This window comes from Acidipila sp. EB88, from assembly GCF_003858395.1.
Classification (GTDB): Bacteria; Acidobacteriota; Terriglobia; order Terriglobales; family Acidobacteriaceae; genus EB88.
In genome coordinates, this window is record NZ_QWEV01000005.1 from 2,960,953 (window position 1) to 2,973,688 (window position 12,736).

Below are 12,736 nucleotides of genomic sequence, written 5' to 3' on the forward strand. Positions count from 1 at the left end.
GGTGCAGAGTGTTTTGCATGTCAGCCTCGGGCGCTTGTGGTTTCGAAGCGAACGGCGCTCGTGTCGATCAGGTCGTCGAAGAAGTTGCCGGGGTACGCGCGCGCAGGGTGCGGAGCGATTGGACGGAAGGACGAGAGCACACTCAACGGGATGTTTGCGTCGCGGCAGAGCTGCTCAACCATGGGTTGCAAGGTCGCGGAGGCGCTGCCAGCGCGCACAAAGATGTGCTGCACGGAATGCTTCTTGATCAGGCGTGCGAGCTCACGGGTGGGTTTCAGGACGCGCAGGCCGCACACCGTGAAGCCTTGGATCTCTGCGCGATCATCAATGAATCCAATGGCGTGGAGGTTGGGGTAGTTGAGCCGGAGCTCCGAAAGAATGCTGATGCCGGAAGCATCCGCGCTGCCGATCAGTACGTTCTGCCGGGCCGGACCGCGCAGGAATCGCAGCGCGCGACCGATCAGCTGGTTGGTCAACAGGTGGTAACCACTGAACACGAGCACGGAGAGTACGGCATCGAGAAAGTAAATCGGACGAGCGATCGAGACCGCGTCGTGATGCGCAAGCAGCGAGGCGGCAAGAGCACCTGTCAGCGAGGAGACAAAGCCTGCGACGGCAAGCGTGGGCACCTCGTCAATTGAAACAAACCGCCAATGCATACGATGGATGCGCATCAGCGCAAGCACGCCGCACTGGACCGCAGCCCACGTCCCAAGTATGGACACCAATGGGAAGTGTGTATTCACAGGCAGTTGGCCGTCGTAGTGCAGCAGCATGGCCAGCAAGCTGCAACCAAAGGCAAGTACGGCGATCAGCGCGAGTTGCAGGCCGGAGTATACGCGGCGTGAGCGGATGCCAAAGCCGGAGCGCGCACCTCGCACTGGCAGCGTTGCGCTGGCGCGCAGCAGCACAGGCTCTGTACCGCCGGCACCCAGCAGGTGTGCCACCGCGAGCAGGGGCAAAAACGCCAGGGCGGCATAGAGCAGCGCGTGCACACTGTCTACCTCGGCCAGCAGTGCGAGTGGCGCAAGCCAGACCAGGTTGACCAGGCCGATCGATCCTGAAACCCTGCGGTGACCAAAGCGCAGGGCAAGGATCTGAAAGGCGTGAGTGCGATGTGCGAGATACCAGCGCTCGCCGCGCAGCATGCGCGTCAGCAGGGTCAGGGTGGCGTCGCTGAGAAACACTCCAAAGAGGATGATGGGCGCAGCCAGCGAGAGCTGTTGATGCCGGGCAGCAATCAGTACGAGCACCCCCATGGTGAAGCCAAGAAAGCAGCTGCCTGCATCGCCCATGAACAAACGCGCAGGTGACCAGTTAAACAGCAGAAAGGGAGCGACCGCAGCGACAAGCATGACGAACAGCAAAGCGCAGGGAGTGAAGCCGTGGCGCAGAACGATGAGTCCAGCGCACAGTGCACCCACGCTCACGATCTGAATGGTGACGATGCCGTCGATCCCGTCCATGAAGTTTGTGAGGTTGAGCAGCCAGGTCAATGCCAGCACGGCCAGTCCGAGGAGCAGCATGGAGCCGGCCTCCAGCGCGGGCGTGTGTGTGCGGGAGCCAAGCGAGAAGACGCACAGCACGGCGGTGGTGACAACCACAAGCTGCATCGCGAGGCGCACACGAATAGGAACGCCGCCAAGATCGTCCCAGTAGCCAACCAGTGCAATTGCCAGCCCGGACAATGTTGCAATCGCTTCGAGCGGCGAGAGCACATGCGCAGCGGCCAGCACCACAATGCCGGCGATGAAGGCAGCGGAGAATGCCACGCCTCCACCGCGAGGCACCGGCAGGGTATGCGACGACCGGTGATTGGGGATGTCGATGATCTGCTTGCGAATGGCAAAGGACAGGTAATGCTCAATCGCCAGATAGGAGAAGAGCGCGAGGAGGATCAACAAGGCGAGCACGAGAGAAGCATTCATGGCAGGTCTTCCAGATGCTGTTGAAAACTGCGTGTCATTTTGCGTCTCTACCCACGTCCAAAGAGCCGCGGCTGAACAGGGCTGCGCCATGGCGCAGCGCCGACAGTGCTACTTGGGTAAAGAACATGGCTGCGAATACGGGGGAGTACAAATTTCTACGTGCCAGCCGTCGAGGCTCCTGGCAGAGGCGAGCCAACCAGGCCAGACCGAGCCCTTGCATGGTGGCCGACGGCAGCTTCTTTTCTCCCGACAGAAACTCGAAAACAGCACCGACGCCGAGACACACACATCGCAGGTCCGGCGCATTGCGAAGCATCCAAAGCTCCTGCTTGACGGAGCCCAGCCCGACAAAGAGAAGCTGCACATTGGCGGCATTGATGGACGCGTGAACCGCGGAACGCTCGTCCTCGGTGAGTTCGCGAAAGGGTGGCGAGTAGAGGTAGGCGATCTCGAGGTCGGGGTACTGCGACGCAAGCGCCGCCTCCAGCTTCTGCAATGTCTGCTGGGTGCCGCCATAGAACCCCACCCGCAGGCCCTGCGCCGCGGCGATGCGGAGCAGCACCGGCGTCTGCATGGGGCCGCTGACACACTGTGCTTCATGAAAGCCCAGGACGCGCAGGCACCAGGCGAGCGGCATGCCGTCCGGGTTAACGAGCGCCGCCGTCTCATAGGCCTTGCGAATATCCTCGCGACGCGTAGCGACGACGAGCTGGTGCGCGGTGGCAAAGCAGACGAAGGCAGGCTCTTCACGCTGCACGAGCGAAAGGATGTAGCGGCTGGTGGACTCGTGTGAGGTCACGTCGACCGCGGTCGTGAGAATGGTGCCGGTGCGACGATCAAGCGAATTGTTCATCGGGTTCTCCAGGGTGCGTCTCCATGGCTGGGGTAGCCCTTGCTGTCAGCGCCCCTCCTGCCGCACGGCGCGCCTGGCGCCGCTCGGCAGGCCGCGTGATGCCAAGCAGCGCAAAGGTGTAGCAGGTCATCGCGTCGGTGCCCCAGATCTGACCCGTAAGCTGCCCGTGGCAGAGATAGGCGAGCAGGATCGCGATGCTGGCGGCCGCAGTTGCCGTGCGCACAGGGGCAAGCAGGCTCTGTCGCACAAAGCTGCCAACCAGTGTGAGCAGCCACATTGCCCCGACGAGGCCGCCCACGAGCAGCATGTCGAACAGGTCATTGTGGGTGTGCTTGATGTCGTCGCCATACTCGTGGAACAGCATGGTGGACATGGCGTGGTAGCCATTGCCGAGTGCCTGCCCCGCCAGGTCGTCGTCTTCGTAAGCATTCACGGCAAGCTTCCAGAAAGTGGCGCGCCCGGAGCCTGCCTTGTCCGAGTCCCCAAGATCGCTCCAGCGCGCAAGCAGTTGGTGCGTGTCCACAACGGCGGGTACAAGCAGGAGCGCACCGAGCATGAGCGCGAGAAGGCGCGTGAGCCAGCGACCAGTGCCTGCAGGGGCAAGGAAGAATCGCCAGAAAGTGAGCCACAGCAGCGCGGCACCGAGCGCCGCCATGCCGGCACGCGCATAGGTAAGCACACAGGCTGCGAAACAAAGCATGGCCGCAAGCGGATGCAGCCAGCTGCGCCGTGCGCGACCCAGGTAGAGGATCACGATGCCGCTCACGACCAGGATGCCGGTGATCATCTTCGCCGTGTCGAACCAGCCGGCCGAAGCATCTACCGCATCGCTCGAGTAATAGTTGCCTGCGCCAGCGACCAGCCCGGCGAAAACGGACAACGCGGTGAGTACCCCTCCGGCGGCGACCCCCTTCAGCAGGAGCTCGGCCTGGGCGCGGCTGCGGATCAGCAGGGACACCAGTGTCCACAGCACGAGCCAGTAGACCAGCTGGCCGTAGGACGCGACGCTTTCCAGTGAGAGCGTGCCGGTCAGCAGTATCTCCTTGCTGGTGGCAATGGCCACCAGTGCCACAGCACCAAGAGCTGCGAAGGGGACCGCTGTGCGTGTGCCGACCTGACGCTTCAGGTGTCTTGCGATCAGAAAAAGAAACACAAGGAGGAGCGGGCCGCGCAGCAGCTGCAGGAAACTGACTGGACCGAACCGAAGATCCAGTGCGTTGTTGAGTTGGTTGGTGAAGCAGTCCATCGTGGGGATCATCGAGAGTGCAATGATCAGCCGGCGATCTGGCATCGTGGCGGTGGGTGCATGCGTGCTCATGCATACCTCCCCACAGCCACTGACTGCCTGGGTCGCGCTTCGGTCTCTTGGATGGTGAGCGAACGCAGCACGAGCAAGGCTGCCGGTGCTGCGTAGAGAATCCCGAAGGTGAGATCAGTCGCCCAGACCACGCCCGCGAGCGACCCATGGCGCGCTGCAACGATCTTGAACACGAGGCTGAGGATGGCTGCGCTGCCAAAAAGCACAAGGTGGCGTCGCATGGTGCGCGGCTGATTCAGCAGGGCATTCATGGCAGCGATGTAGCCGACAAGCACCACCCACACCGCAAAGCCGAGGCGCAGCATGTCGACGCTGCCAAGATCGATGCCAGACCAGTGAAGCATCAAGGTGCGGCTGATCAGCAGCAGGATACTGCCGCAGGCGAGGCCAAGCCCAAGGCTGAAAAGTATGGCGCGACGCGCAATCTGGCGCGCCCACGCGTAATCATGTCGCGTGAGTGCCTCGCCGATGGCTGGCCACAGCGGCAGCATGAAGTACTGCGCGACCAGGCCCATCGAGAAGATTCGCTGCAGCACGGCATACTGTGCCACCTCGCGAGCGCCCAGTGTGCGTGAGATCACCACATTGTCGCTGACGTAGTAGATAAGACCGAAGCACTGCTGCAGAAAGAACAGGCCCCCGACAGACGCCAGCCGGAGTGCCGAGTGGAGATCAAACAGTGCCAGTCGCGGGCGCAGCCAGGGCCGCACACGGAAGAACTGCCAGGCGCAGTTGCAGGTTGTGGCCAGCAACGGTGCGCCTGCGACCGCACACACCAGAGCCGGCAGTCCGCCGCGTAAGTGCGTCGCGAGCAGGATGCCGCCGAGCGCGAGCAGATTGCCTGCGGCATTCCAAAGGTCCGCCACAAAGCCCTGCTGATAACCAAGCTGTACGCGCAGCACTGTGCCGACCGGCATGGAAAGCGCGGTGCACACAATCAGGATCGCCGAGACCGGACCGGCCTCGCTGCATGCCAGCGCGCCGCGCGTGCCGTACAGCGACGCCCACGGGATGAAGTGGTAGGCGCATGCGCCGGCAAGCAGAAGGCAGCAGCAGACACCGGTGAGCAGCAGGAAGCCGCACGTGACTTGCCGCTGCGCCTCGGCGTGATCATCGCGGCCATCGGCCGCCGAGATGGCCGCGGTCAGGCCATTGCCGACACCGAAGTCGGCGAAGCCGAGAAACAGGATCAGCGAAGTCACCGTCATCCAGAGCCCGTAACGCTCGGCCCCGAGGTAGTGATAGGTGAGCGGCACGGAGATGATGGTGGTCGCCAGCACGATCAGCTTGGCGAAGATCGACGTGAAGCCGTTGATGGTGACGCGCCGCACGCGCTGGCGGGCCCGCAACCCGACGGGTTGCTCGGCAGCAGGAGGTGCGATGGCGGCGATGCGAACGGGCGTGGCCATGGTTAGCGGACCGGCGAGTAGATAGCGCCGAACTGCCCGAGGTGGGCGAGCCGCTCGACCTTGCTGAGATTGTTTTGCGTCACGTAGATCACGTCGCCCGGACGCACCGGGCCTACCTCCTCAAGCTTCTGCTCCTTGATGAGCTTGGCAAGATCGAGCCGCGTGGTCTGGAACTGGTTGCCGTCGCCGGTGCGTCGCAGCAGCAGTACCTGGTTCTTCGCGCCGGAACTCTTGAAGCCGCCTGCGACCGCGATCGCGTCGAGTACCGAAAGATCGCCCCGCAGATCGACGCGACCCGGCGTCGCCACTTCACCCTCCACAAGCACGTGTGGCTGGTCGAAGGTCTTGAGCAGGATGGTGACCTCGGGCTTGACCAGGCGCGTGGTTGCGAGATCGACGACCTTCTGCTGGAACTCACTCACCGTGAGGTCGGCCGCGGAAAGAGTGCCGAGGTTGAGCAGCGTTACGCGCTGATCGGGACGCACCTTGACCAACTGGTCGAACTCGGGGGTGTAGCGGAAGCGAATGTCGAGTTCATCGCCGCTTTGCAGGATGTACTCGGGATGGCGTTGCGCGATGGCCTGCGCGTGGGCTTGCACGCAGGGCAGATAGCTGCACAAGGCGGTCGCAGAGAGGAAGGAGACTCGCAGCAGGCGACCTGCGCGATGTGTTCTGGACCGAATCCCCGCAGGGGTGAGCGGCAAGTTAGTAGGCATTGAAGATAGCTCCAGACAGGCGTCCGCCATGCAGTTTCAGCAGCGCCTGGGCGCGCTTCAGATCGGTTTCGCGACTTTGTTGCCGCCTTGCCACCAGCACCGTGCCCGACACAAGCGAGGCAAGGCGAAGAGCGTCCTGGTGGACGGAGAGTGCCGGCGCATCGATCAGGAGGTGGCCGTACTCGCCTTCAAACGCGCGCAACAATGCCGGGAGACCTGCCGGTGTTGTTTCGTCATCCCATGCTTTCTCCTGCTCTACCTCCTGCATGCCAAGTGTGACGAGACCCGGCTGCGCCGCGCGGCGGCAAAGGGACAAGGCAGCGCCAGGCGTGAGGGCTGCAATTGAGAGCAGCGCGCGAGCGTCCACGAGCAGCACGCGGCCACCCTGGTGAGCGACTTCCGCAGCCAGGTGACTGCACAGGAACGAGACACCAGCCCCGCGCTCAGCCGCAGTGAGCAGGATGCGCGTGGGAAGCAGCGCATGCGTGCTGAAGAGCTCGCGCACTAACTCGCTGAAGCGGTTGCGTGCCCGCGGCCTGGCGGATGCCTCGTAGGAGGCGGACTCGGCAAACGCCGGCTCGGGAATGACTTGCACACTCATAGAAGCTCCAGGTCGGCAAGGGGTGCGTTGCGTTGCATGGCAAGGTAAAGTCCGCGCGACTCGTCGTTCATCGCGGAGGCCTGGAGCGTGCGCGGCAGCGCCAGCAGAATGGGTATGCCGAGTGCCAGTTCCAGATCAAGCTGTGTCAGGATGCGTGGTTCCGAGTGCTCCAGCATGGCGACTATGCTCAGGGAGAGCGCAAGCGACCACACAAGTCCCAGCAGCAGGATGAGACCCCGCTTTGGAAAGGTCGCCAGATGCTCAACGACCGGGGCTTCCACCACTGCAATGTCAGAGAAGTGGCCCTGATCCAGCATCTGTCCGACATAGGCTTCATCTGTCTTGTGCTGGTAGAGCACAAGCAGGGAAGAGAGCGATTCCACACGGCGATTGAGCTCGTCATAGCCGCTGGACGAAGCATCCAGAGCGGTGAGCGCCTGCTGGCTGCCTTTCAGTTCAGCCGTAAGCCTCGCAGTCTGCGCCGTCACGCCCGCGAAACCTGCGCGCGAACGCACCAGTTCGGTCTGCGAAGCTATCAACGCCGGGTTCTGCCCGTTTGAGACTTCGAGCGCGGGGGTGCTTTCCGCCTTCGCAATCGCTGCCTGCGTCACACGGATCTGCGCATCCAGGTCGGTAAGGATGCGGTCCCCCGGCTGGTAGCGTGTAGCGGCTTCTTCGCGACGGTTCTGCAGCCCCACCAGGGTCGAGGCAAGCGCCTGTGTGGAGGACTGGTTGGGGATGGAGCGGCGGGCAGTCTCCACTGTCGGCGGCAGCGAGCTTGCGTCCTGCGAGTAGCTCTGTGTCTCGTGGTTCTCCTTGTCCGCTTCGGCCTGGCTGATCGCCACGCTCTGTTGCAACAGGGCGATATGTTCCAGCAGGCTCTTCTTCTGCTCCGGCAGGGCCACAAGGTGATGAGTGCTGCGGAACTCCGCCATCTGGCTCTCGGCAGTATTCAGTGCCGACTCCGTGCTCCGCTGGAGAGCCTTGAAAAAGTCGTACGAACCAGGCGTGCCATGCAGGGTTTGTTGCGACTGCTGGTAGAGCTGGTTCAGTGTCGAGAGCACCTGCGCAGCGCGGTTCGGGTCAGGCGCCACATACGTCACTTCTATGACATTCGATCGGTGCGCGGGGGCGACAGTGAGCGCCTTGCGCAGGTCGCGCGTGGCTGCTTCCTGGCGCTCATCGGGCGGGTAGTGGCTGTACTTGCTGAGAGTGTCGAGCCGCGTCTGCGTCACGACCCTGCGCAGCAACTCGCCGCTTGTGAGCAGCTCCATTTCGGTGCTGATCCGCGCATCACTGACTTCGCTGGACGCCCGCGGAGCCTGCGTCTGGTCGCCGATGCTCAGCAAAGGACTCTCTCGCTCGTTCTTGACCAGCAGCTTGAGGTGCGAGGTGTACCGGCTGGGGAGTACCAGCGCGGTGAGCAGGACCACGAGCATGGAACCGCCAAAAAGTGCAGCCGCTAAGGCACGTCTGCGTACTAGAACCTGGAGCCAGGAACTTGCGAAACCAGCGCGAGCAAAAGTGCGCATACCACTGCCTTTCGAAGAAACAAAGTTTTGCAGATATCGCTCATGTTGGTACGGACACCGAAGCGAGGGAAGTTAGCTGCTCTTTGAACTCACTGTCAGTATTTACACAATGGCGTAAGAAAGAACGTAGGCTTTCGCCGTCATTCCGGCCCGAGGCGACATACATTTGCTTAAGTCAATCCGGTGGCTGAAAACCAGACGCGAACGGATCCGAGCGCGATGGAAGGGGTCTCATAGCGGCAGGAATGTCCTCTAGTAACAGCAGCATTGCAGCCCGAAGCCAACAAGGGGATAGACAACAGTTACTTGTCTGGAACGCAAGTAAGCTTGGCTTCTGGTTACCAATAAAAAGAACAAAGTTTAGCTACAAATGTCTGTGTCCGATTCGGTATAAGCGACAGAAATGTCTCACGTCCGAGACATGGTTGTTGCAGGGGAGCAATGTTGTAAGTGCTTCCGGGAGACCGGCGACCGCAAACATCGCAGGAGGCAGAGAATGGCAACTTCGGATGTAAGTTTTAGACATTCTGGTTTAAGCAGGACCGCGGCGCAGGCTGCGGTAATGTCACTTTCCCGAGAGAGAATGCGAGCCCAAGAGGCAGAGAGTGCAGGGACATTGAAGAAAGCATCGGCCGCAACTGCTGTACTTGTGAAAGGAAACGATCAGGGCAACGTAACAAGTCAGGGAGCAAACTCCCGCGCGAACGATGACGTAGGCATGCGGTTCGGCCGGAGGCTGCGGATGCTAAGAAAAGAGAGAAGCCTCACCCAGTCGCAGATGGCGGATGCTTTCGGCATCGATCGCAGTTACATCAGTGATGTCGAACGAGGAGCCAAGGGCGTGTCACTTGCCACCCTGGAAGTGTTTGCTTTGGGCTTTGCCATGAACCTGTCGGAGCTTGTCAGCGATCTATAGCCGCGACCCCGACTGGGTGGCTACCTGCCCAGCATCCCGGCTTCTGTTCGTTTCTGCGTGTCGCCCGCATGCATCGACTCGAAGGAAAGAAGAACAGGGTGCCATCCCTTCGCGCGTTGACACGATGAAATTGCACATCTGGTCTTCGCAGTACGTAGCCGAGGATCATCAGGTCTTGTCGCGAGACCTATCCGCTATCCGGCAGGGGTGAGCGGGCGCGCAAGGCCCGGCTCGTCATCGACTCGCTCGTCTGGAAATGGTTGGTCTTGTAAAAAGCAAAAGCCCGGCATAAGCCGGGCTTTTGCCGCTACATCGTTTTTAGCGTTTGTGGTGATGGACACGGTGATGATGGACTGCTGCACCGGCAGGCATTGCAGCGCCTGCCAGAAGAACCACACCCAGAACAACCATTACTGCGGCGCGCAATTTCATAAACTTCCCTCTGCCATAGACTAGGCCCCTAGGAAGACGCTGATCGCGGGCGAAAGGTTTTCTTTCACCCGCATCATCAGCTGGAAGAAGCCAGTCTCCGGGTGCCTGCGTCGCCCGGACGGCACCAGCAGGGCTGCCATCCGCTGTACTGCGATGCGCTGCTTACTTCCTGCGCAGGACGATCAACTCCACGGAAGGGGGCGGCAGCTGTGCCGACACGGTCGCCGAGCCACCCTTGCCTGCCACGGTATCAATCAAGGACAGGCTGTGGCTGGCATCGATCCGATAGCGGCTGACGGTGTAGGCACCATTACCCCAGGGCAGGTTCTTGATGGTCAGGTTGTAGCCCTGGTTGTCCATGTAGTCGAAGGTCTGCGGTGTCAGTCCATCCGGAATGACGGTGCCGGAGCTATCTTCAGGCTGGTTGGTGTTGGTCACCGTGTCCGGAGACTTGCCCCCGAAGAAGGTACGCGCCGCGTCCGAATCCGCAGGTACCGTAAGCGAGAGACCGTCCTCAACCGGGGTTGGATGCGTCTCGGTCTGGTAGTTGCCATCGTACTGGTAGTTGCTGATCAGCACCTGCACTTCCCTGGCATCGGCGGAACGTCCGGCAAGAACCGTGTAGCCCAGCGTGTCGCCACCTGTAGCTTCCAGGCGTATCGGCGTTAGGTTCAACTGTCCTAGCGCCTGGAATGCACGTGCCGTGGGCGTGTAGGCGCCTCCGCCTGAGAACATGCCGAGGTAAAGTGAGTCGCCACGGTAGTAGAACGCGCGGTCGATCGACGCATCCTGCATGTAGGCCATGGAGCTTGCCACAAAGGCTGCCTGGAAGGTCGTCTGCGTCAGGGCTGTGTCCGTCGAGGAGGACGGATCATTGTTCCATTCGGTCACAAACTGCTGCGTGCTTTTCAGGCCGTTCTGGTCGAGCAGCGAACGGATCGAGGTGCCGATGCGGTAGTAGTCATACGGATCGTAGGACTCGGCATAGTAGTGCCAGGCAAAGAAGTCGAGCGGCACGCGATTGGCAGCGATGTACTTGATAAACCCGGTGACAAAGTCGCCGGCCGGAGCATCAGGAAAGTCGGCAACGGGGCCACCGATTTCGGCCTGAGGCACGGCGGTCTTCACGGCGCGTGCGATCTGGGTATAGAAGTTGTAATACTGGGCAGCAGTTCCGGTCCATTGGGTTGCACCAAGATCCGGCTCGTTCCAGACTTCGTAGTAGCCGACGGCGCCGATCATGCCATTGTCCCAGCCAAGCTCATAATGCATGGCGATGTGCTGTGCAATCGCAGCGTACTTGGCGAAATCGGCCGGGATCAGCCCGCCGACTCCCTGGCTGCGTCCGAAGCGGAAGAGGATCTTGCGATTTGCGCTGACGATGTCCTTCACATACGCGTCCGTCGCGGCAAAGTTGTACGACGAAGCCTTGTTCGGGTCAGCACTGGGGTCGGGGAAGATCACGCGTGCTGCGGCAAAGGCCTGCACAACCACGGCGGCCTGCGCTTCGGTATCGTCGTTGTGCCCAAGGCATTGAGCGTTGTACAGGTCGCCGCCACCGCTCTCGTAATCCGAGTCGATCTCTCCCACGCCAAAGAAGTCGTGCATGCGCACAAAGTCAACGCCTACTTCATCGAACTGCTTGTGCAGGTCTGCGTAACCCGGAAAGATGGGCTTGGTCGAACCGTCAAAGCCCTGCAGGGAGCGGAGGGTCCCGATGCGGTTGGAAGCATCGACGGTGACATTGCGCAGGTTGGGCTGGGAAACCACTGTTTGCTCAGGCCGGGAGTGACGCTTGGGCTGGCGGCTAGCGTTTGCAAATCCTGAGCTAAAAACGGTGGTCGCGCAGAGCGCGAAAAACGCAGATGTACGAAGTGCTTTCATTCAGGCCTCAATAACACGTTGGAGTAGGTGCCGCTCGGATATGAAAGTCGAGCGGTCACCCGGTGATGATGGAGCGGGAGCGGGGAGCAGATGCCGAGGTAGCGCGTAAGATCGCGGTGGGCAGCTTTTTGCGATGCGCCGTATTCAGATAGTACGGTACAGTTCAGTTTAGTAAATGACTATGTAGTAACTGTTACTCGAAATAAGTGGCTACAGCCCAGCAAGCACTAACTCGGCGCTATCCAGCGATGCAGGCAAGGCAGCAGCCACACCACGGACCTCCAGAAAGCACGCGGGTGAACAAATGATGGACAGGGGTACCCGAAAGACAGAACAGATCGTCGCAGCTGCGCGAGAGCTTTTTCTCAAAGATGGCTACGCAAACGTCAGCACCGACGCCGTCGCCCGCCAGGCGGGGGTGTCGAAAGCCACGATGTATGTGCGCTATGCCTCCAAGGAACAGCTGTTTGAGGCTGTGCTTGCTGAAGAGATGACGAGGATCTTTCTTACAACAGACCTGCTTTTGAAAGAAGACCTGCCCCTCGAGGAAGCGCTGTTCCGCTATGGCTCCGGGCTCTACGAGCTTGTCAGTTCCAAAGATCACCTGCTTCTGTACCGAATGGTGTGCGAGGAATCGCGCAGGTTTCCACACGTGGGTGCGGCTTACTATGCGCGGGGCCCCAAGCGGGGCATCCGGCACCTCGCGGCCTACCTTGCGGCGCATCTCCAGAGCGAGCACAGGGATCCCCAAGTGGCCGAGGCCATGGCGGAGGACTTTTTTAGCCTGGTCACGGGCAAGTTGCTCAGGCAGGAAGCCGCCGGGGTGCGTTCGCGCAGGAAATCAACAGAACAGGCAGCCGTGAAGCGATCGATCGAGTTGTTCATGAAGGGGTATAAGGATGTGTTGGCTTAGCCTTGGGATCAGGCTGCAAACAGGCGCAGGCTGCTTCGCCGGGCAGGAACCTTCCCAGCTTCCAACAGCATGCGCGTCGTTGCTGCGCTCGACTTATCCGTCTTCGGAAATTACGGTGGCAAGGCTGTTGGATTCCCGAAGCGCCAAACTCCTAAATCAATGTTTTCTCCGGACGCTTCTAACGACTGACCAACCCACTTATAACTCGCCGACCCAGATCGCCGGCGCGCTGGT

11 protein-coding genes are annotated in these 12,736 nt (G+C 61.1%); 2 read left to right on the plus strand and 9 right to left on the minus strand.

Features of this window, described 5'->3' with window-relative positions:
- Window positions 1-20: 20 nt before the first annotated feature.
- Genes D1Y84_RS12795 through D1Y84_RS12825 form a run of 7 tightly spaced genes read right to left on the minus strand, consistent with a single transcriptional unit; the run spans window position 21 to window position 8,264 of the window.
- Window positions 21-1,928 carry a hypothetical protein gene (locus tag D1Y84_RS12795; RefSeq protein WP_158615461.1) on the minus strand — a complete coding sequence of 636 codons (1,908 nt, stop codon included), beginning with the start codon at window positions 1,926-1,928 and terminating at the stop codon, window positions 21-23.
- 34 nt (window positions 1,929-1,962) lie between these two features.
- The gene (locus D1Y84_RS12800; RefSeq protein WP_124849047.1) at window positions 1,963-2,781 is read right to left on the minus strand and encodes a WecB/TagA/CpsF family glycosyltransferase; all 819 of its coding nucleotides are present in this window, start codon (window positions 2,779-2,781) and stop codon (window positions 1,963-1,965) included.
- On the minus strand, window positions 2,765-4,099 hold the full coding sequence (locus tag D1Y84_RS12805) for an O-antigen ligase (protein ID WP_124849048.1): 1,335 nt from the start codon (window positions 4,097-4,099) through the stop codon (window positions 2,765-2,767). Before D1Y84_RS12805 ends, D1Y84_RS12800 begins: the two co-directional genes overlap by 17 nt.
- The gene (locus D1Y84_RS12810; protein WP_124849049.1) at window positions 4,096-5,508 is read right to left on the minus strand and encodes a lipopolysaccharide biosynthesis protein; all 1,413 of its coding nucleotides are present in this window, start codon (window positions 5,506-5,508) and stop codon (window positions 4,096-4,098) included. The genes D1Y84_RS12805 and D1Y84_RS12810 overlap by 4 nt, the downstream gene beginning before the upstream one ends.
- A 2-nt stretch (window positions 5,509-5,510) precedes the next feature.
- Window positions 5,511-6,224 (minus strand): polysaccharide biosynthesis/export family protein, encoded by a 714-nt coding sequence (locus tag D1Y84_RS12815; protein WP_158615462.1) that lies wholly within the window; start codon window positions 6,222-6,224, stop codon window positions 5,511-5,513.
- The gene (locus D1Y84_RS12820; protein WP_124849051.1) at window positions 6,214-6,825 is read right to left on the minus strand and encodes a tyrosine-protein kinase family protein; all 612 of its coding nucleotides are present in this window, start codon (window positions 6,823-6,825) and stop codon (window positions 6,214-6,216) included. The genes D1Y84_RS12815 and D1Y84_RS12820 overlap by 11 nt, the downstream gene beginning before the upstream one ends.
- Complete coding sequence (locus tag D1Y84_RS12825) at window positions 6,822-8,264, minus strand: hypothetical protein (protein WP_158615463.1); 1,443 nt, start codon at window positions 8,262-8,264, stop codon at window positions 6,822-6,824. The genes D1Y84_RS12820 and D1Y84_RS12825 overlap by 4 nt, the downstream gene beginning before the upstream one ends.
- Before the next feature lie 589 nt (window positions 8,265-8,853).
- On the opposite strand from D1Y84_RS12825, the gene D1Y84_RS18185 reads away from it, so the two are divergent.
- A complete protein-coding gene (locus D1Y84_RS18185; RefSeq protein WP_199726406.1) occupies window positions 8,854-9,273 on the plus strand; it encodes a helix-turn-helix domain-containing protein in 420 nt (139 codons plus the stop codon).
- Between the two features lie 194 nt (window positions 9,274-9,467).
- On the opposite strand, the gene D1Y84_RS12835 is transcribed toward D1Y84_RS18185, so the two are convergent.
- Both D1Y84_RS12835 and D1Y84_RS12840 read right to left on the minus strand, forming a co-directional pair.
- Window positions 9,468-9,671, minus strand: coding sequence for a hypothetical protein (locus D1Y84_RS12835; RefSeq protein ID WP_124849053.1), 204 nt, complete (start codon window positions 9,669-9,671; stop codon window positions 9,468-9,470).
- Window positions 9,672-9,867: 196 nt separating this feature from the next.
- Window positions 9,868-11,475: a hypothetical protein gene (locus D1Y84_RS12840; RefSeq protein ID WP_158615464.1), complete on the minus strand. Its 1,608-nt coding sequence runs from the start codon at window positions 11,473-11,475 to the stop codon at window positions 9,868-9,870.
- Between the two features lie 418 nt (window positions 11,476-11,893).
- On the opposite strand from D1Y84_RS12840, the gene D1Y84_RS12845 reads away from it, so the two are divergent.
- Entirely contained in the window at window positions 11,894-12,502 is a 609-nt protein-coding gene (locus D1Y84_RS12845; protein ID WP_124849055.1) for a TetR/AcrR family transcriptional regulator, read from the plus strand.
- The last annotated feature ends 234 nt before the right edge of the window (window positions 12,503-12,736 follow it).

Bases quoted from the DNA above. Each gene is read 5' to 3' on its own strand.
- D1Y84_RS12795 (WP_158615461.1), bottom strand. From the start codon at position 1,928: ATGAATGCTTCTCTCGTGCTCGCCTTGTTGATCCTCCTCGCGCTCTTC.
- D1Y84_RS12800 (WP_124849047.1), bottom strand. From the start codon at position 2,781: ATGAACAATTCGCTTGATCGTCGCACCGGCACCATTCTCACGACCGCG.
- D1Y84_RS12805 (WP_124849048.1), bottom strand. From the start codon at position 4,099: ATGAGCACGCATGCACCCACCGCCACGATGCCAGATCGCCGGCTGATC.
- D1Y84_RS12810 (WP_124849049.1), bottom strand. From the start codon at position 5,508: ATGGCCACGCCCGTTCGCATCGCCGCCATCGCACCTCCTGCTGCCGAG.
- D1Y84_RS12815 (WP_158615462.1), bottom strand. From the start codon at position 6,224: ATGCCTACTAACTTGCCGCTCACCCCTGCGGGGATTCGGTCCAGAACA.
- D1Y84_RS12820 (WP_124849051.1), bottom strand. From the start codon at position 6,825: ATGAGTGTGCAAGTCATTCCCGAGCCGGCGTTTGCCGAGTCCGCCTCC.
- D1Y84_RS12825 (WP_158615463.1), bottom strand. From the start codon at position 8,264: ATGCTCGTGGTCCTGCTCACCGCGCTGGTACTCCCCAGCCGGTACACC.
- D1Y84_RS18185 (WP_199726406.1), top strand. From the start codon at position 8,854: ATGGCAACTTCGGATGTAAGTTTTAGACATTCTGGTTTAAGCAGGACC.
- D1Y84_RS12845 (WP_124849055.1), top strand. From the start codon at position 11,894: ATGATGGACAGGGGTACCCGAAAGACAGAACAGATCGTCGCAGCTGCG.